Origin of the sequence: Erythrobacter sp. (assembly GCF_030066995.1) — a bacterium.
In the GTDB taxonomy this organism is placed as follows: domain Bacteria; phylum Pseudomonadota; class Alphaproteobacteria; order Sphingomonadales; family Sphingomonadaceae; genus Erythrobacter.
This window is the reverse complement of sequence record NZ_JASJAP010000003.1, coordinates 99175-115605: the sequence shown is the minus strand read 5'-3', so window position 1 is coordinate 115605 and position 16431 is coordinate 99175. Positions and strand designations below refer to the sequence as shown.

The following is a 16431-nucleotide window of genomic DNA, read 5'->3' as shown; positions in this document are numbered from 1 at the left end:
GGCAACGGCCATGCGTATCGCGGTGATCAGCGACGTGCATTCAACAGCGGCGCCCTTCGAGAAAGCGCTCAAGGCCGCTCGCGACGAAACGTTTGATCAGCTGATCTTGCTCGGCGATCTGTTCACATACGGGGTTGATCCAGCAGCCTGCCTCGATCTCGCGCTAGAAGCAATTGACCAGGACGGGGCGTTGCTTATCGGGGGCAACCACGAGGAGTTGTACATCGACTTGCGGGACAGCCGACCCGGCTATTTCGACAAGCTTCCTGACTGGATCCGGGATTCGGTCGAGTGGACCTGGCAAGAACTTGGAGAAGAGTGGCCGCATCGCCTGAAGTGGATCGAGGAATGGGCATGCGACGGCGTCCTGTTCGCCCACGCGAACCCGTTCGGCTATGGCGACTGGACCTATCTCTCCGATGACCCCCGGCTTCGGGCGGCAGCCAGCACTCTGAAAGAACGCGGCTTTCGCGCCGGAGTTTTTGGCCACCTTCACAGGCCAAAGTACTATCGCGACGACAAGGGAATCGAGGTCCACGTCGTCAACTCAATCGGTCAACCTCGATCAAACTCCAATCCGACACCGTCCTGGACTATGGTGGATGTCATGGACGATGCGGTGTCGGTCGAAACACGACCAATCGATTTCGACACCAAGGCGGCCCAGATAAAAATCCAATCGGTTGCCGGGCTATCGGCCGATACCAAATCAAGGCTTTGCAGGTTTTACCAATGACCAAGATCGTCGTAACCGGGGCTGGCGCCGTTCTGGGGCAGGGGATAATCAAGTCCCTCAAATCGGCCCCCTTCGAATACCAAGTTATCGCTGTTGACCCCAACCCTCTATCCCCTGGGCTGTACTGGGCGGATTCGCATGACCTCGTGCCGATGGCGAGTAGCGAGGACTATTGCAGCGCAATAGAGGCTATCCTCGAAAACGAGCGTCCCGATGCGGTCCTAGTCGGCACAGATGTCGAGCTCGATATCTTTGCGCGCAATCGCACAGAATGGGAGGAGCGTTTCGACACCAAGATCGTAGTTAGCCCCCCGGAAACCATCCGCACTGCTGATGACAAACTGGAAACCGCGAGGTGGCTTGAGGCGAACGGCTTGCCCTTCCCGCGCTCGGTCCCTGCCGAGCGGCCTGACGAAGTCGCAGCCCTCACTCAAGAACTCGGTTTTCCGCTTGTCGTGAAACCACGTGTCGGTGCCCGCGCGGTCGGGGTGGAGTTGGTGCGCGATCAGGACGAGCTGACGGCCGCGACGCGAGGACGCGAAGGTCTCGTCGTACAGGAATGGGCTGGCCCCGACAACGAAGAATACACGGCGGGCGTGATCTGCTTCGACGGCAACGTCGAGGCGTCGATCGTCTTGCGCCGTGACTTGCGCGATGGAAATACGTTTCGCGCCTATGCCGACCATTACCCCGATTGCGATGCCTATGTGCGCCGCGTGGCCAAGGCCCTCAAGCCTTTCGGACCGGCCAACCTGCAGTTTCGCCGAGGCCTTGATGGCGAATTCCGGTTGTTCGAAATCAACGCGCGCTTCTCGGGCACTACCCCTATGCGGGCTCTGCTAGGCTTCAACGAGGTCCATATGGTCCTGCAAAAGCTCTTGAACGGCACGCCGATCACTCAACCACCGGTCACCAAAGGCACAGTCGTTCGCTTTCTTGAGGAGCAATTGCTGCCAACTGATCTGGCCGAGGCTAACCAGGCTGCGGCGTAATGCGAATAGCTGTCACCGGAGCCTCCGGCACGGTCGGCAGGGCCTTTGTGAAGGCGGCGCACGACGCTGGCCACACCTTGCTCTTGCTTGGCCGCCAGCGCCCTGTCGGGATGGATGACCTTGCTTACTATCACCACGTCGACCTCGACGAGCGCGGTCCTGCTCCGGAACTGGTTGATGCGCTCAAGGGCGTCGATGTTGTCCTTCATCTCGCCGCACGGATCGATACCAATCCCAAGGATGATGATGCGGCCCTTGCGCTCTTCAACACCAATGTGCTGGGGACAGGGTATCTAATCGGTCTTTTGGGCCTTGCGCAGGTTGAACGTCTGGTTGTTGCTTCAAGCGCCAACATCTATGACCCAAGGGTGGAAGTTGCCGATGAAGAGACGCCGATCCGCCCCCTGTCGCGCACCCTCTATCTGACATCAAAGGCCGCGCAGGAAGCTTACGCTAGAGAGCAGTGCCAGACTCATGGAATTCACTGCGCCATTGCGCGCCTTTCCTCGGTCGTTGCGACCGGAGACGATATCGTCACACGGCTCGCAACGAAGATATCTTGCGGCGAGCCAGTCACACTCTCGAACCCCGAATATGGGGCCGATTTCATCGCGTTAGACGATGTGGTACAAGGGCTTTTAATCATTATAGATCAGAAACTTGAAGGCGATTTCAATATATCGACTGGAAAGCGGCGCACTCTTTTGCAGATTGTCGATATCATCGCTCAGCGACTGAAGAAGAGCCCTCAGCTGCGCGGTGTGGGTGAGACTCAAACGAAAGATCAGGGCTTCCCGGCAATCGATTGCAGCCGATTGCGGCAGCGAGGTTTCGCCGCTCAGCCGCTTGCGAAGGTGATCGATAGGCTGTGCTTGTCGCTTGATCCCACCCCGAGCGAAGCCAGGAAGGCCCCCTTGCGATGACCAGCATCATAGCGCGCCCCGCAGCGCTGCTCACACTTTTGGCGCTCTCGCCCTTACTGATCGCCCTGTTTGTCGCCTGCGCGCTCGCGCAAGGCCGCCCGGTCATGTTCCGACAGCTTCGAGCCGGACAGCACAAGGAGCCCTTTGAGCTCCTGAAGTTCAGGAGCATGCGCGACACGCGCGACAGCCACGGTGAGCTTATGCCCGATGAAGAGCGTGTGACCACCATCGGAACCTTTCTTCGTCGCTCTAGGCTGGACGAATTGCCTGGTCTCGTGAATGTCGTGCGCGGTGAGATGGCATTTGTCGGGCCGCGCCCGCTTCTTCCTGAAACCATCGAGGATCTGGATGAAAAGGGCCTCAGACGTTGCCAGGTGAAACCCGGCCTTACGGGATTGTCGCAAGTCAGCGGCAATACGCTTCTCACGCTTGATCAGAAGGTCGACCTTGACCTTTGGTACATCCAGAACAGAAGTGCGCTGCTCGACGCGAAAATCGTACTCTTGACGATATACGTCATGGTCGCGGGTGAAAAAGTCAAAGTCGGTACGACATAGCCCGGTCCAAAAAGTGGGTAGCGCCATCTTTTGATGCGCCAGACGTGAGACCGACAACCGCTTGTAAGGCGCTTCCTATTGAAAATTCACGCGAACTAGGTGTCTTGAGAGCGACCTCAAAATGCGGCGGAGTGGCTTATGAACGGCGCGTTGGCGACCCGCCAGATACCCCCACTCAGCGCGCTATACTAAAGCGTTACCTCACCATAGACGCGCAATCCTCGAAATAGGCTCTGGTGTTCTTGCCCCCGTAAAGTACCCGTATTTCCACTATCAACGAAGCTTTGAATGATCCGCCGGGCGAGCGCCTGCGTGCAGATGGAACTGACGCAAACCGCCGCTTTCGAGAGGACATCAGGGGGATTAACATGGCCAAGGCGGCCCACGATAACTTTGAAGACCATCAGGAGATCACGGGACCTTCCGACCGATCCTTCGGCCTGACCGTCGGTGGTATTCTGGTTGCGATTGGTCTTGTGCGGTGGTTCGCATTCGATGCAAGCCAATGGAGCACTCTGGCCTTCGTCATCCCAGGCACCCTTCTGGTCCTTTTGGGCCTCGTTCAGCCTCAGCTTCTAAGCTTGCTCAACAAGGGCTGGATGAAGCTCGGCCTGCTTCTGGCGATGATCGTCAATCCCATCGTGATGGCGCTCATGTTTGTTGTGCTGTTCATCCCAATCGGCCTCATCATGAAGATCTTTGGTCGTGACGCCCTCCGGATGAAGCGGCCCGCTGGGTCAGGCTCATACTGGATCGAGAGAAATCCTCCGGGCCCGGCGCCCGAAACCTTGAAAAACCAATTCTAAGGAACGGTTATGGAACTTGCAAAAGAGCTCTGGTCCTTTCTGAAAGCACGCAAGAAATTGTGGCTCGCACCTATCGTCGCGGTCATGTTCCTGTTCGGCCTGCTCATTGTGCTGACGCAAGGTTCCGCGGTCGCGCCCTTCATTTACACGCTGTTCTAAGGTCTTAAGTCCCATGCGAATACTAGGCATTTCGGCCTTCTACCATGACAGCGCCGCTGCCCTGGTCGAAGACGGCGATATTATCGCCGCGGCTCAGGAAGAGCGTTTCACGAGGCGCAAGCACGATCCGCGCTTTCCACATAACGCGGTGGAATACTGCCTCGCGGAGGCCGGATGCACTCTGGCTGAGGTCGACCATGTGGTCTTCTATGAAAAGCCGTTTCTGAAATTTGAACGGTTACTCGAGTCCTACTTCGCCACCGCGCCTCGCGGCTTCCAGTCCTTCCGCATGGCCATTCCCATTTGGATCAAGGACAAGCTCTTCCAGAAGAAGATGCTGAAGACAGAGCTATCAAAGGTGCCTGGCGCCGATAGCTGGAACGAGTCCCTGCTGTTCACAGAGCATCACCTCTCTCACGCAGCGAGCGCGTTCTTCCCTTCCCCGTTCGAGACGGCCGCCGTCCTGACCATGGATGGCGTGGGGGAATGGTGTACGACGTCGCTCGGCCATGGCTCGGGCAACAGCCTCAACATCACCAAGGAACTGCATTTCCCGCATTCTCTGGGGCTGCTCTATTCGGCCTTCACCTATTACACTGGCTTTCGCGTGAACTCAGGGGAATACAAGGTCATGGGCCTTGCCCCCTATGGCGAGCCGCGCTTTGTCGACAAGATCCTCGACAATCTCGTCCACGTACATGAGGACGGCACTTTCCACATCGATCAGAAGTACTTCAACTATGTCAGCGGCCTGACCATGACATCGAAGAAATTTGATCAGTTGTTTGGTGGACCGCCGCGCAAGCCCGAAGATCGGCTCACCCAGCGGGAAATGGATTTGGCGGCATCCATCCAGAAGGTTACCGAACTTATCGTGCTTCGTCTGGCACGCTCGATCCGCAAAGAGACGGGTGACCGCAATCTGTGCTTGGCCGGCGGTGTCGCTCTGAACTGCGTCGCCAACGGCAAACTTTTGCGCGAAGGCGTTTTCGATCGCATCTGGATCCAGCCGGCCGCAGGCGACGCTGGTGGCGCGCTCGGGGCTGCGCTGTCGGTTTGGCACCAATACAAGGACCAGCCGCGCTCGGTGCGTCAAGATGGACGTGACACGATGGCGGGATCCTATCTCGGGCCATCGTTTGAACAACATGACATTGAAAACCGGCTTCGGTCGGTGGGCGCCAAGTTCGAAGCGCTCGATGAAAAGGCGGTTATCGAACAAACGGCTGACGCGCTGACCGAGGGTCAGGCAGTCGGCTGGATGCAAGGCCGCATGGAGTTCGGGCCTCGCGCGCTTGGCGGACGCTCGATCCTTGGCGACCCGCGCTCTCCGACAATGCAGAAGACACTCAATCTGAAAGTGAAATACCGCGAGAGCTTCCGCCCCTTTGCCCCTTCGGTGAAGCGTGAGAGCGTGTCGGACTGGTTTGAACACAGCGGCGACAGTCCGTACATGCTGATTGTTGGGGACGTGGCAGAAGATCGCCGGCGGGAGATGAGCGAAGAGGAGCAGAAGCTCTTCGGGATCGACAAGCTCAATATCGTACGCTCGGAAATTCCCGCGATCACACACGTCGACTATTCTGCTCGCATTCAAACCGTCCATCGGGAGACAAACCCGCGCTATTGGGATCTGCTGAACGCGTTCGAGAAGCGCACCAATTGCCCGGTTCTGATCAACACCAGCTTCAACGTGCGCGGCGAGCCGATCGTAAACACGCCGGAAGACGCTTTCCGCTGTTTCATGGGCACCGGTCTGGATCACCTTGCTGTGGGCAATTGCGTCCTCAAAAAGGAGCAGCAGGATCCAAAGCTGGCGCTTGACTACCAGAACGAGTTCGCGCTCGACTGATGAGCCGCCCGGGCTCTCCCGAGATGGCCACTACCCAAGGCCTTTCGGAGGAGGGTCCACCTTCTCCAAGCGCGTCGCTGGCGCGTTTTTTTTGCCTGTTGCCGGCGGCCTACTTCTTGGCGGTCGCCGGATACGCTCTGCTCAACTTTTCCTCTTACGGGGCGGACTTTCCGCGCTTCATGCGCTACATCGCTGCGCCGGGAGCGATTGCAGCCGCGCTTATCGGCGCTTCGCTTTTCCTCTCTCCACGCAAGAGCTCGAACATCGGACTTGCGGCAACGGCCATACTGCTCGGCCTGCTGGTGGTTGAAGTCTTTCTCAACGCGCGAATCGTCATGGCTATGATTGGCCTTGCGACAACAGTCGGCAACGCGCCAGACGCAGACGATGAGATTGCGAGAGGACGCTCCAGCATTCCACCGATGTACACAAGCAAAAGATTGACGAATGTTCTGGACGTCGATCGCCTGGATCAGGCGCTTCTCGGCGGCATTCCCAACGAAGAAGTCCTGCTGTGCTCCCAGCAAGGCGCTCCGCTCTATTATAACGCCGACCGCTTCGGTTTTAACAACGATGACAATGTTCACGACGCCGCGCTGGAGGTCATGATTGTCGGCGATTCCTTTGTCGAAGGCTATTGCCAACCAAGGCCCGACACATTCGCGGGGCGCATGCGAAACCGACGACCGCAAACCGCCAGTATCGGTATGCGCGGCGGAGGGCCGCTCTTCGAGCTTGCCCTCGTGGGGCGCTACGGTCAGCAATTCAAACCCGACTGGGTGGTGATGGGGTTTTTCGAGGGCAATGACTGGGAGAACCTCGCGCGAGAGGCCTCAACCCCCTGGCTCGCCGAGGCGCTGGAGCCCGGCGCCGATTTCGGGCCGGTCAAGCCCTCGACCGAAACGGTTGAGCGTTCAAAGGAAGTGATCGATCGCTGGTGGAAGGAAGACATCTCTCCAACCCTCGTGCTGAAACAGTCTTCGTTTGTGCGAAACATCTTCGCGTTGAACCAGGTCTGGGGGATCATGGGCCTCGATTACCCCCGAATCAGCCGCGACCAGCCCGTGTTCGAAAAGACGCTCGAACGGACGAAAGCCTTGACCGAAAGCTGGGGAGGCAAATTCGTGCTTGTCTACATTCCCCAAGCGGCAAGATACCGCGGATTGCTGGACAAGTCCTTCCTCTACGACGATTTGCGTGGAATGGTCCTTGACGCGGCCGCGAAGCACGAAGTCGAAGTGGTCGACTTGACAACTGTTTTTAGCCAATCGGACGATCCCGGCAGGCTTTACGCCGCCGATGGCCATTTCAGCCCGAGCGGGTCCGAAGCCGCCGCGCACGCGCTCGAAGCGAAGCTTGTTTCGCTTGAGTCTGATTAGCTCCCACCCACCTCCAATAATCTATCTTCTGAGATCGAATAACGCGCCAACAAGCTCGTCTTAGCGCCAAGCGTAGCCTGCGCGCCGGCGTTTCATGCTGAGCCGATCACGGCGGCCTGCTCATCGGAGAGTTGGCCAAGCTCTGGGGCCAGAGCGCCGCGAAGATAGACGATCTCTCCCCTCGTACTGCAAGGCGCGGGTCAGCGCCCTAAGTCGGGGAAGAGGCGCTTTGTGGAAACGGCGCCCTGCGCAGCTGGCTCACAGACCAGGCTGCGCTTCGGGACTTCCCTTTGACAAGGCGGGGAGCAGAGCTTCGTAGATTACGTCGGTGACCACCCGATTGCCTTTCGGGTTGAAGTGGCCGTCATAGCGATAGTAGAGCTTCTCACCGTCCGCTGCGTATGCCTCCACGAGAGGATCAAGCGTACCTACCCACTGAATATTGTGATCAGCCGCAAAGGGTCCAAACACGGTATCCGGCATACTTGCATCGACCGAATCACGCTCTTGTCCCGAGGCCTTGTAGAGCACCTGAAAAGCTTGAGGCACTGAGATGAACACCAGATCAAAGTCTTTCTTGGTGGCGAAATTCCCCATCCGGGCGAGCAGGTCCTTCGTCACGTCTACCTTCGACTGCACAAGGTCGGAGAACGGCTTTTCAAAGAATTCGCGCCGAGGTGTCATCAGATAAAGCGACGCGTACATCGCATCGTTTTGCATCATCATGCGCTTGATAAAGTCGACCGATTCCAGTGTCGAGCGCTTCCCCGGGCCGGCCTTTATTACCGCTGCGGCATCGGACACGGCCACGTCCGTTCCTTCGACCGTCCGGATCGGCTCATTCGCGAAGAGATCGTTCGGAAGAAACATCACCACCACGATGTCGGGTTTGCAATCTTCGTAGAGGCGCTCAAGATACAGCGCCTGTTGCGCCGTGTTGTATCCGGGAACGCCAGCGTTGACGATGTTTACCGAGCGCTGCTCCTGCGCAAACCGATCCGCAAGGAGCTTTGGCCAGATGTCATCGTAATCGTTGGTCGCGCCGAAAGTGAAGGAATCTCCGATCAGAAGCACCGTCTTCGCCTCCGGATCGAGTGCTCGAGCCTCGGCCCCCGGCCTTCCCCGGAAACCATCGGCATCGATGTAGTATTCGACTTCAAATTCTGGGGCAGTGACGCGGGCAAGCGTGTTGGGGTTGTTCTTATGCCCGAGGACCGCGTCTTCCTGGCCGAGTGGACCGCCTTCCAGATAGGTCGTCGAGACTTTGGAAGGCGCGAAAAACCGCACACCCAATTCAAGCACACCGAACAACAAGGCCGTGTTCAACACGATAATGAAAATCGTGCGAAGCTTTTTCCACATGCACCAAAACTCCAGAGAGCGCCCCAATCACGAAGCCTTGGATTTGCCGGGGAGAGCCGCATCCGTACTGGCTGTCGCGTGCCGACTAAATGACGAGCCCGGTCCTAAAGAATCTGACACCGGATTTCACCGCTATCAACTTCCATGTCCCACCTTGGCACCGCCCGTCAAACGGTAAAGAGTCGAGAAGCGATGGCCAAGTCTCGCTGTCCTAAGGGCACGTCACTGCAGCGGGATCAAAACGGGTCCGGTCTATGAACTGAGCGTCACGAGCAAAGTCCGTGACACCTTCATTCTCGAGCGCATCGGCCACAGTCTGCGCCAAAGCGTAATTGGCAACTTCTTGAAGATGGTGATCGGGCTGACCGAATAGCGCGGTGGTCGGGACTTTCATTCGATCGGATGCCTCGACCAAGCTGGGTTTCAAATCAATGTAGGTGAACTCATTGGCTTTGGCCGCTTGCTCGATCAGCTCGCGCGCCGCGTTGCCATATCCGACCGGATCTTCACGAAAGGTCGCTTTGTCACTGCCAACAAATTCCGAGATCTCGGGCAAAGAGAACACGAACAACCGCGCTCCGTTCTCAGCGACCGCCTGCGACAAATCCGCCAGAGAATTAAGAAGTAACCCGCGCTCCTTATCTGTCGGTGCGGACGCAAACTTGCTTTCCTGAGAGACCGAGTTTGAAAAGCCCTGCAAGAGTTTTCCGATGTAGAGCTTCACGGCCATCTGCTTTAGCCATTGGGACGTCGTCGGCTCTGTTGTGCGCGCCGTCGGATCCTTTTGCCATTCGCTGAAGCGGATGTTGTCTACCAGATCGTTCCCTGTAAAAGCGAAAAGCAGAACGGCTTCGTGAGGGATCTTATCCTTGAATTCCCGATAAGTCAGAGCGTGTTGCATGGTCCCATGGCCGCCGGTCCCCAAATTCACGAAATGGCTATCGGTTGACCATTCAGACAAGAGCGCAGGAATTGTCTCGGTCTCGTCGGCCAGCGTTCCGCGGGTGAAAGAGTCTCCCAGAACAAGTACACGGCCCCTACCCTCGTCCGCGCCAAAACTTCCACGAAACCCGTGGCTGTTGATCTCGAAGAAGGAAGCGCGATCGTTGCGAAACTCAAAGTAGGATTGGTTGGGCGTATCGCGCGAAAAAACGACCGGATGGGGCACGAGCTGAGAGGGGCCACCCTTGCAAAAATAGTATTCGTCGTTGACCAGCGGCACATTGGCTATTGATCGGCTGACGTGCGGCTGAACATTCAGCGGATCAAGCAAGCGTAAACCGAGTTCGACAAGGACCAAGCTGAACAGAAGACTTGCAACGACCAGAGCCGTGTTTTTCAAAACCAGAATCCCCCCACAAGCCGGATCTTGAACAGAAAGCGAGATACGCCTGTCGTACATTTCCCCAACGAGGCCAAAGTGAACCTATCGAGAGGCTATTCGGACCCGACTTTCGTTCGAAGGGTCTCGACAGCGCCCCTCCAAAAGGCGCCTTCGCACTGTTCACGTAGTCCCACGTTTGGCTCCATCGATGGCTGCTCGAACCATCGTAGTTGCACGATAGCCACCGGGGCCAATTGGGTGAAGTCCCTGAAGCGCAAAATACGCGTCAGTCTCCGCTTGGCACAAGATGGTCGCTCAACCGACGCTCCTGCCGCCACACTTGCACCGACCGATTGCTCAAAGCGTCAGGAACGCTGCCGAACGCCGCATCATTCGCGCGCTACTCTTCGGACTTCGAGCCCTGGCGGTGCGCTACCCCCCATTGTGATTGCAGACTACTCTTCCGGTCGGCGCCCTGGCCGACCCTTCCCAATCGCCTAGAGCTCTAATCGGGGGGAGCTTCGACGGCCTCAAGCGGGGCTCGGACCACAGGCTGGAACCCGGCTGAAACGAGCCGCGCGTTCAAGGCCGGTAGCTGGGTGTCGAGCGTGTTTTCGAGCGCAGCCAACTCAGTATCGAGCGCGGCAGAGAGCCGGGCAAACACCTCGTATGTCTGATCGGTCGGCGGAGCCTCGGCACCCTCAACAGTACCGATCAATCCGGCCAGCTTGTCGTTGAGCATAATCGGGTAGTTCAGTGGATCCTGGCGGCTTTGGTTGCGAACCTGATAGATCCGCCCTTCGATCGCGCCGATGTTTTCAACCAACGCGGTCACGGCGTCCGCAAGCCCGGCTTCCGGTAAATCGCCCAGCGCCTCGACCTGTTGTTTGACGCCGCGGATCAGAAGGACCGCCTCGTTCGCTTCGCTTACCTTCGCGCTGATCGCGCTGGCGAGCTCAAAGCGCGCCTCGGGATCGCTCGGATCGTTCAAGGTCACACGCGGGTCCAGCCGAATTTCGAAGGATTGGATCAGCGTTTCACCATCGACCGTCAGCCGCACCTGATACTGCCCGGGCACGGCCATGATGCCGCGGTTGCTGCTGGTCCACAGGACCATCCCGGGGAATTCGGTGAAGCCAGGATAACGCATGTCCCAAGTGAAACGGTTGAGCCCCGCCTTGATATCCGCTGTGGGCGGGGGTTCCTTGCGGCTCGGATCGTAGGGCTCGTTCTTCTTCTTATCCTCGTCCTCCGACCGCGAAAGCTTGCCCTCGAAGCTGCGGATCAGCGCTCCAGCTGAATCTAGGATATCCAGCTTCAGTTCTTGCGGCTGTGTTGGCAGGAAGTAGTCGATCGCCACGCCCTCATCGACGCCCCGCACCGCGAAGGCGGGTTCAAACAATTGCAGGCCTCGCTCGCCGCCCACTTCGAGCTGTCGCAACACGCCGATATTGTCCATGATCCAGAATGATCGGCCATGCGTTCCGATCACGAGATCGCGCTCGGTCACCGCCAGGTCGGAAACCTGCACTGCGGGCAGATTGCGCTGCAATTTGAACCATTTCTCCCCGCTGTTGAACGAGGTCCACACCCCGCGCTCGGTACCGAGGTACAAAAGGCCGGGCCGGACCAGATCCTCGCGGATGCTGCGCGCAATCTCATCTGACGGAATACCGGATGCGATTTGCGTCCAGTTCGCGCCGTAGTCGCTGGTCTTGAGGACGTAAGGCTTGAAGTCGCCGAGCAAGAAGCGATGTCCGGTCAGGAACGCGGTGCCCTCGGCGTGCGGAGAATCCTCGATCGTCGTAATCTTGGTGTTCACGGGTAGAACGGGAGGCGTAACGTTGGTCCAAACCTCGCCGCCATCGCGCGTGATGTGCACAAGGCCATCATCCGAGGCGGCCCAGATCAGTCCGCGCTCGAGCCGAGAGGGCGCGAGCGAGAAAACCGTTGCGTAAGTCTCCACCCCTGTCTGGTCGAGCGTGATCGGCCCACCCGAGGGGCCCATGGTGATCGGATCCGCGCGGGTCAGGTCGGGACTGATGCGCTCCCAGCTCTGCCCCTCATTGCGCGTGCGCCAGACATGCTGCGAGGCGACGAAAAGCGTCTGGGGATCGTGCGGGTCGAACACAATCGGAAAGGTCCACTGAAAGCGCTCGGCAATGTCCCCGGCGGAATAGCCCATCGGGTTATCGGGATAGACGTTGATCCGGCGGTTCTGCCCGGTCGAATAGTCGAAGCGGGTAAGGGTGCCGCCATAGCTGCCGGCGTAGAAGATGTCGTGGTTTTTCGGATCGTTGGTAACATACCCGCTTTCACCCCCTCCCGCGGCAAAGCCATACTGGTCGCCCAATCGGTCTACGTGGTTCCAGTCTCGTGAGGGGACGCAAATCGTCGAATTGTCCTGTTGCCCGCCGCACACGAAATAGGGAAAGTGGTTGCTGACCGAGACGCGGTACATCTGCGCGGTCGGATACCTCTGACCGGTCCAGCTTTCCCCAGCATTCAGGGACACATTCGCGCCGCCGTCGTTTGTCTGGATCATGCGGCTGTTGTTGGTCGGGTCGATCCACAGATCATGATTATCACCATGCGGCACGTCGATCTTCACGAGCGTTTCGCCGGCGTCATCAGAGCGGAAGAAGTTGACGTTCAGAATGTAAACCCGGTCTTTCTCCTGAGGGTCCGCCACCAGCCGCGAATAGTAGAACGAGCGCTGGCGGATCGATCGGCTGTCGTTCGTCCGGCGCCAGCTTTCACCGGCATCATCTGAGATATAGACCCCGCCCGCTTCTTCGTGTTCGACAATCGCGTAGACACGGCTTGCATCGACCGGCGAGACGCTCACGCCGATCTTTCCCAGGACACCCTCTTGAGGCATCCCTTCTGCTCGGGTGAGGTCGTCCCAGCTTTGCCCGCCATCGGTGCTGCGGAAAAGACCGCTACCCGGCCCGCCGGAGCTCATGCTCCAAGGTTTCCGGTATGCCTCCCACAGCGCGGCGTAAATCGTTTCGGGGTCGTTTGGATCGATCGAAATATCGACCGCGCCCGTGCGTTCATCGCGGTAGAGAACCTTTTGCCAACTTTCGCCCCCGTCATTCGTCTTGAATACGCCGCGGTCCTCGTTCGGGACGCCGTAATGACCAAAGCCGCCCACATAGACGGTGTCGCAATCCTCGGGATGGATACGCACGCGCGAGAAGTTTCGGACTTCGGCGAGGCCAACATTGGACCAGGTCTTGCCCGCATCAGTGGTTTTCCAGACACCATTGCCTGGCTGAATATTGCCGCGAATCTGCGTTTCGCCGGTGGTCGCGTAAACCGTGTCCGGATCGCTCTCGCACACCGCGATGCCGCCCAGAGCGGCAGTGTCCATCTGGCCGTCGCTCACAGGTTTCCAGCTGGTGCCGCCGTCGGTCGTCTTCCAAACACCGCCGCCAGCGGACGCGAAATAGTATTCGTTGGGACGGGTGACACTTCCCGCCCCAGAGATTGATCTTCCCCCCCGTTCAGGGCCAACGTTACGCCATTTCAATGCGGCAAAATAGGCTCGCTCATCTTCGGGAAGCTCCTCTCCCTCAGCCTGTGCAGGTTCCGCACTGGCTTTCGGATTGTCCTGTGCGAACGTGGTCGTCCCGACCCACGAGATCGCTAGGCCCAGCCCAATTAGCATGCGTTTCACGCGTGTTCTCCCCTGTTTGGCGATCGTGCCCCTGGTCTGTGAGCGTATGCTCGCGTTCTTCTCGTGTCACGCACTTCGATCTTTGCGATTAGCAGCTTCCCTCTTGCGCGGATCGGAAGCAGCCTCCGGTATCGCATTGCAGGCAAAAGCCGACACGTCCCGCGCAGCCCATGCGCTGCGTTCTTCCGCCTCTGGCTGCGCAGTATGGCCGAACAATTGAGTGCGGGATCTGAGTACCGACGGCGAGACAGCCTAGACTTAAGCCGGATCGCCGCTTTCCTCATAGGCAAATTCGCGCAAGGCCTTGGGCTCCAGCACCCGGATCGAGCGGTACTTGTTCTCAACCCATCCTCTTGCTCGAAAATCCGCCATGGCGAGGCGAATGTTGTCGCGCGAACAGTTGGCGACTTCGGCCAGGTCGGACTGGGTCAGAGGCACAAGCCACCCACCATCGCCGGGGAGGCCAAAGGGATAGTTGGCCATGCGCAGAAGCGTGGCGGCAACACGTTGGCGCAGCTCCGGGATCATCAGATCGCTGATGGCTACCTCGGCAATTCGTACGTACCAGTCCATTAGCGAGGCCAACGCCAGCGCCCAATCCGGCCCGCGGCTCAAGAGTTCGCGAACCGATGCGAGCGACACATTCAACAAGACGCAGTCACCAACGGCCCGCAAGGTTGCCGTCCGGTGGGTCTTCCCGAGGAAAGAAGGCCGGTGCCCCATCCACGCCCCGCGCTGCAATATGCCGATCAACTTGCTGCTGTCGCGCGGCGTCTCGATTTCTACCCTGACCGAGCCGGTGACGACGCCGTAGAGCCCGCCCGGCGAATCGCCCAGTCGGTAAACGAGCTGTCCTGGCTCGGCCCGCATGATCATCGCGCTCGCCACCAATTCGTCCGCCAGGTTGCCGGGGAGCGTAGCAAGCCAGTTGCCACGCTTCATGAGTTCGCCCGCTTCGTCCTTCGTCATCGCCACGGCAAGATACCAAGAAAAGACGCGTGCACCACCGAACAACCACCATCCGTCGCTCGAACGCGGCGTTCCCACGGGCTAAGGAAAGGATGACGCACCAGTCTCGCAAGCTCACTGAGGGTCCGCTTCGAGGCCTATGACTTGCCAGACGATCAGGGATGCAAGGGCTTTGAGTTCACCGGAGCGAGAGAGCCGTGGTGATGGGTCGAGGACGAGGCGCGAGACGTCTTGGCTCTGCAAAAGGGATTCTGATCGAATTGCCAAATTTTCGGCAATCACGCTCGTTTCGCTCCGTATTCGCGAAGATGGAGATCAAATATTGGCGAATCCGTCCAGTTTGAGCTCCAGTCTACAAGCACGAACCGGCTGTCGGCGGCCCTTTGTTCTCGCACATGCTGTTAGTTGCCCGGACGGGTGCGCTTATGTTCGAAGACGAGTGGGCCTGAGCAGCCGTGGAATAGGTCAAGGATAACTCGAAGCGTGCGGCGGCGCGCTCGAAGTTGGGATCGGGATGATGAAACACGCTTTGAGCCGCTCCACGCTGGGCGCCGCGCTGAGTTTGCTGCTACTTTCGGCCTGCTCCGACCCCGAGCCTGTTGAGCCGCCACCCGTGCCAGTGCGCGTCTACAAGGTCGAAGCGCAGGACAAGCCGCTTTCGACCGAGTATATCGGAGAAATTCGCGCGCAAGACGAAGTTGCGGTGTTCCCACGCGTGGCCGGAACCGTGGTCAGCCAGCGGTTTCGCGAAGGCGCGCTTGTGAAACAGGGGCAGGTTCTCTTCACCATTGATGCGCAGGAATACGTCGCCGCGCGCGACGTGGCGCGCGCGCAACTGGCCTCGGCGCTGGCGCAGTCCGCGCGGGCCAACGATGATGTCGCCCGCTATGAACCGCTGGTCGCGGAGGACGCGATTGCACGACAGATTTACGACAACGCGGTGTCGACCGCGAAGGCGAACGCGGCCCAGGTGGATGCCGCCAGGGCGAGCTTGCGCAACACGGAGATCGCGCTGTCCTACAGTCAGGTGCGTGCACCGATAAGCGGGCGGATCGGTAAGGCATCGGTTAGCGTTGGACAACTGGTTGCGCCGGGTCAGGTGGAACTGGCGCGGATTTCCAATTCGGATGAGATAGAGGTCTATTTCAGCCCGAGCGAGGATGAAGTCCTGCGCTTCAACTCGCTCCCACCCGAAGAACGAGCCGGCGCTCAATCAGGAGTAAAGCTGGTCCTTTCCGATGGGACGATCTTGCCGCAGACTGGAACGATAGACTTTGCAGACCGCGCGATCGATCCGCTCACAGGTAGTTACAGTCTGCGCGCGGTCTTCCCAAATCCAGGGCAGCAAGTGCGCCCAGGCCAGTTTGGCCGCGTGCAAATCCAGGTTCGGATCAAACGCGACGCTCTCAGCGTGCCTGATCGCGCGGTCATCGAACAGTTCGGTTCCTACTTCGTGATGGTGGTCGGCGAAGACAACCTCGTTGAGCAACGCCAGGTCAAGGTCGGGGTCCAGGCGGGTGGCGAATGGATTATCGAGGACGGTCTTTCCCCCGGTGAGACCGTCATCGTCGAGGGCTTGAGCAAGGTGCGCCAGGGCAGCGCGGTGCAACCGCTCCCTCCCCTTGGCTCGGCTCCGGATGGAGCGGCCAGGCCCGAAGCGAGCGCCCCTTCGACCCAAGAAGCGGAATAG

General features: G+C 58.8%; 13 protein-coding genes. 9 read left to right on the top strand and 4 right to left on the bottom strand.

Features of this window, described 5'->3' with window-relative positions; translation table 11 throughout:
- The first annotated feature begins 10 nt into the window (after window positions 1-10).
- The 8 genes from QNI87_RS09120 to QNI87_RS09085 all read left to right on the top strand — a co-directional run bounded on the left by QNI87_RS09120 (window position 11) and on the right by QNI87_RS09085 (window position 7404).
- Window positions 11-736 (top strand): metallophosphoesterase, encoded by a 726-nt coding sequence (locus QNI87_RS09120; protein WP_300595902.1) that lies wholly within the window; start codon window positions 11-13, stop codon window positions 734-736.
- A complete protein-coding gene (locus QNI87_RS09115) occupies window positions 733-1728 on the top strand; it encodes an ATP-grasp domain-containing protein (protein WP_300595901.1) in 996 nt (331 codons plus the stop codon). Before QNI87_RS09120 ends, QNI87_RS09115 begins: the two co-directional genes overlap by 4 nt.
- Complete coding sequence (locus QNI87_RS09110) at window positions 1728-2651, top strand: NAD(P)-dependent oxidoreductase (protein WP_300595900.1); 924 nt, start codon at window positions 1728-1730, stop codon at window positions 2649-2651. The genes QNI87_RS09115 and QNI87_RS09110 overlap by 1 nt, the downstream gene beginning before the upstream one ends.
- Window positions 2648-3208: a sugar transferase gene (locus QNI87_RS09105; RefSeq protein WP_300595899.1), complete on the top strand. Its 561-nt coding sequence runs from the start codon at window positions 2648-2650 to the stop codon at window positions 3206-3208. Before QNI87_RS09110 ends, QNI87_RS09105 begins: the two co-directional genes overlap by 4 nt.
- A 368-nt stretch (window positions 3209-3576) precedes the next feature.
- A complete protein-coding gene (locus tag QNI87_RS09100; protein WP_300595898.1) occupies window positions 3577-4014 on the top strand; it encodes an SxtJ family membrane protein in 438 nt (145 codons plus the stop codon).
- Window positions 4015-4023: 9 nt separating this feature from the next.
- Window positions 4024-4173 carry a DUF5989 family protein gene (locus tag QNI87_RS09095; RefSeq protein ID WP_300595897.1) on the top strand — a complete coding sequence of 50 codons (150 nt, stop codon included), beginning with the start codon at window positions 4024-4026 and terminating at the stop codon, window positions 4171-4173.
- Window positions 4174-4186: 13 nt separating this feature from the next.
- The gene (locus QNI87_RS09090; protein WP_300595896.1) at window positions 4187-6025 is read left to right on the top strand and encodes a carbamoyltransferase; all 1839 of its coding nucleotides are present in this window, start codon (window positions 4187-4189) and stop codon (window positions 6023-6025) included.
- Complete coding sequence (locus tag QNI87_RS09085) at window positions 6025-7404, top strand: hypothetical protein (protein WP_300595895.1); 1380 nt, start codon at window positions 6025-6027, stop codon at window positions 7402-7404. Before QNI87_RS09090 ends, QNI87_RS09085 begins: the two co-directional genes overlap by 1 nt.
- A gap of 258 nt (window positions 7405-7662) precedes the next feature.
- Here the strand turns inward: QNI87_RS09085 and QNI87_RS09080 are convergent, their stop codons facing one another.
- From QNI87_RS09080 to QNI87_RS09065, 4 genes are all read right to left on the bottom strand, one after another.
- On the bottom strand, window positions 7663-8766 hold the full coding sequence (locus QNI87_RS09080) for a GDSL-type esterase/lipase family protein (protein WP_300595894.1): 1104 nt from the start codon (window positions 8764-8766) through the stop codon (window positions 7663-7665).
- A 211-nt stretch (window positions 8767-8977) separates the two neighbouring features.
- Window positions 8978-10168 carry an SGNH/GDSL hydrolase family protein gene (locus QNI87_RS09075; RefSeq protein ID WP_300595893.1) on the bottom strand — a complete coding sequence of 397 codons (1191 nt, stop codon included), beginning with the start codon at window positions 10166-10168 and terminating at the stop codon, window positions 8978-8980.
- Between the two features lie 427 nt (window positions 10169-10595).
- Entirely contained in the window at window positions 10596-13763 is a 3168-nt protein-coding gene (locus tag QNI87_RS09070) for a glycosyl hydrolase (RefSeq protein ID WP_300596097.1), read from the bottom strand.
- Window positions 13764-14030: 267 nt separating this feature from the next.
- Window positions 14031-14741, bottom strand: a complete 711-nt coding sequence (locus tag QNI87_RS09065; protein WP_300596096.1) for a Crp/Fnr family transcriptional regulator — start codon at window positions 14739-14741, stop codon at window positions 14031-14033.
- A 514-nt stretch (window positions 14742-15255) separates the two neighbouring features.
- Here QNI87_RS09065 and QNI87_RS09060 point away from each other — a divergent pair.
- Complete coding sequence (locus tag QNI87_RS09060; RefSeq protein ID WP_300595892.1) at window positions 15256-16431, top strand: efflux RND transporter periplasmic adaptor subunit; 1176 nt, start codon at window positions 15256-15258, stop codon at window positions 16429-16431.

What these genes read in the sequence shown, in the direction of transcription:
- QNI87_RS09120 (WP_300595902.1), top strand. Translation starts at nt 11, where the DNA reads ATGCGTATCGCGGTGATCAGCGACGTGCATTCAACAGCGGCGCCCTTC.
- QNI87_RS09090 (WP_300595896.1), top strand. Translation starts at nt 4,187, where the DNA reads ATGCGAATACTAGGCATTTCGGCCTTCTACCATGACAGCGCCGCTGCC.
- QNI87_RS09080 (WP_300595894.1), bottom strand. Translation starts at nt 8,766, where the DNA reads ATGTGGAAAAAGCTTCGCACGATTTTCATTATCGTGTTGAACACGGCC.
- QNI87_RS09060 (WP_300595892.1), top strand. Translation starts at nt 15,256, where the DNA reads ATGATGAAACACGCTTTGAGCCGCTCCACGCTGGGCGCCGCGCTGAGT.
- QNI87_RS09110 (WP_300595900.1), top strand. Translation starts at nt 1,728, where the DNA reads ATGCGAATAGCTGTCACCGGAGCCTCCGGCACGGTCGGCAGGGCCTTT.
- QNI87_RS09095 (WP_300595897.1), top strand. Translation starts at nt 4,024, where the DNA reads ATGGAACTTGCAAAAGAGCTCTGGTCCTTTCTGAAAGCACGCAAGAAA.
- QNI87_RS09115 (WP_300595901.1), top strand. Translation starts at nt 733, where the DNA reads ATGACCAAGATCGTCGTAACCGGGGCTGGCGCCGTTCTGGGGCAGGGG.
- QNI87_RS09070 (WP_300596097.1), bottom strand. Translation starts at nt 13,763, where the DNA reads ATGCTAATTGGGCTGGGCCTAGCGATCTCGTGGGTCGGGACGACCACG.
- QNI87_RS09065 (WP_300596096.1), bottom strand. Translation starts at nt 14,741, where the DNA reads ATGACGAAGGACGAAGCGGGCGAACTCATGAAGCGTGGCAACTGGCTT.
- QNI87_RS09105 (WP_300595899.1), top strand. Translation starts at nt 2,648, where the DNA reads ATGACCAGCATCATAGCGCGCCCCGCAGCGCTGCTCACACTTTTGGCG.
- QNI87_RS09085 (WP_300595895.1), top strand. Translation starts at nt 6,025, where the DNA reads ATGAGCCGCCCGGGCTCTCCCGAGATGGCCACTACCCAAGGCCTTTCG.
- QNI87_RS09075 (WP_300595893.1), bottom strand. Translation starts at nt 10,168, where the DNA reads ATGTACGACAGGCGTATCTCGCTTTCTGTTCAAGATCCGGCTTGTGGG.
- QNI87_RS09100 (WP_300595898.1), top strand. Translation starts at nt 3,577, where the DNA reads ATGGCCAAGGCGGCCCACGATAACTTTGAAGACCATCAGGAGATCACG.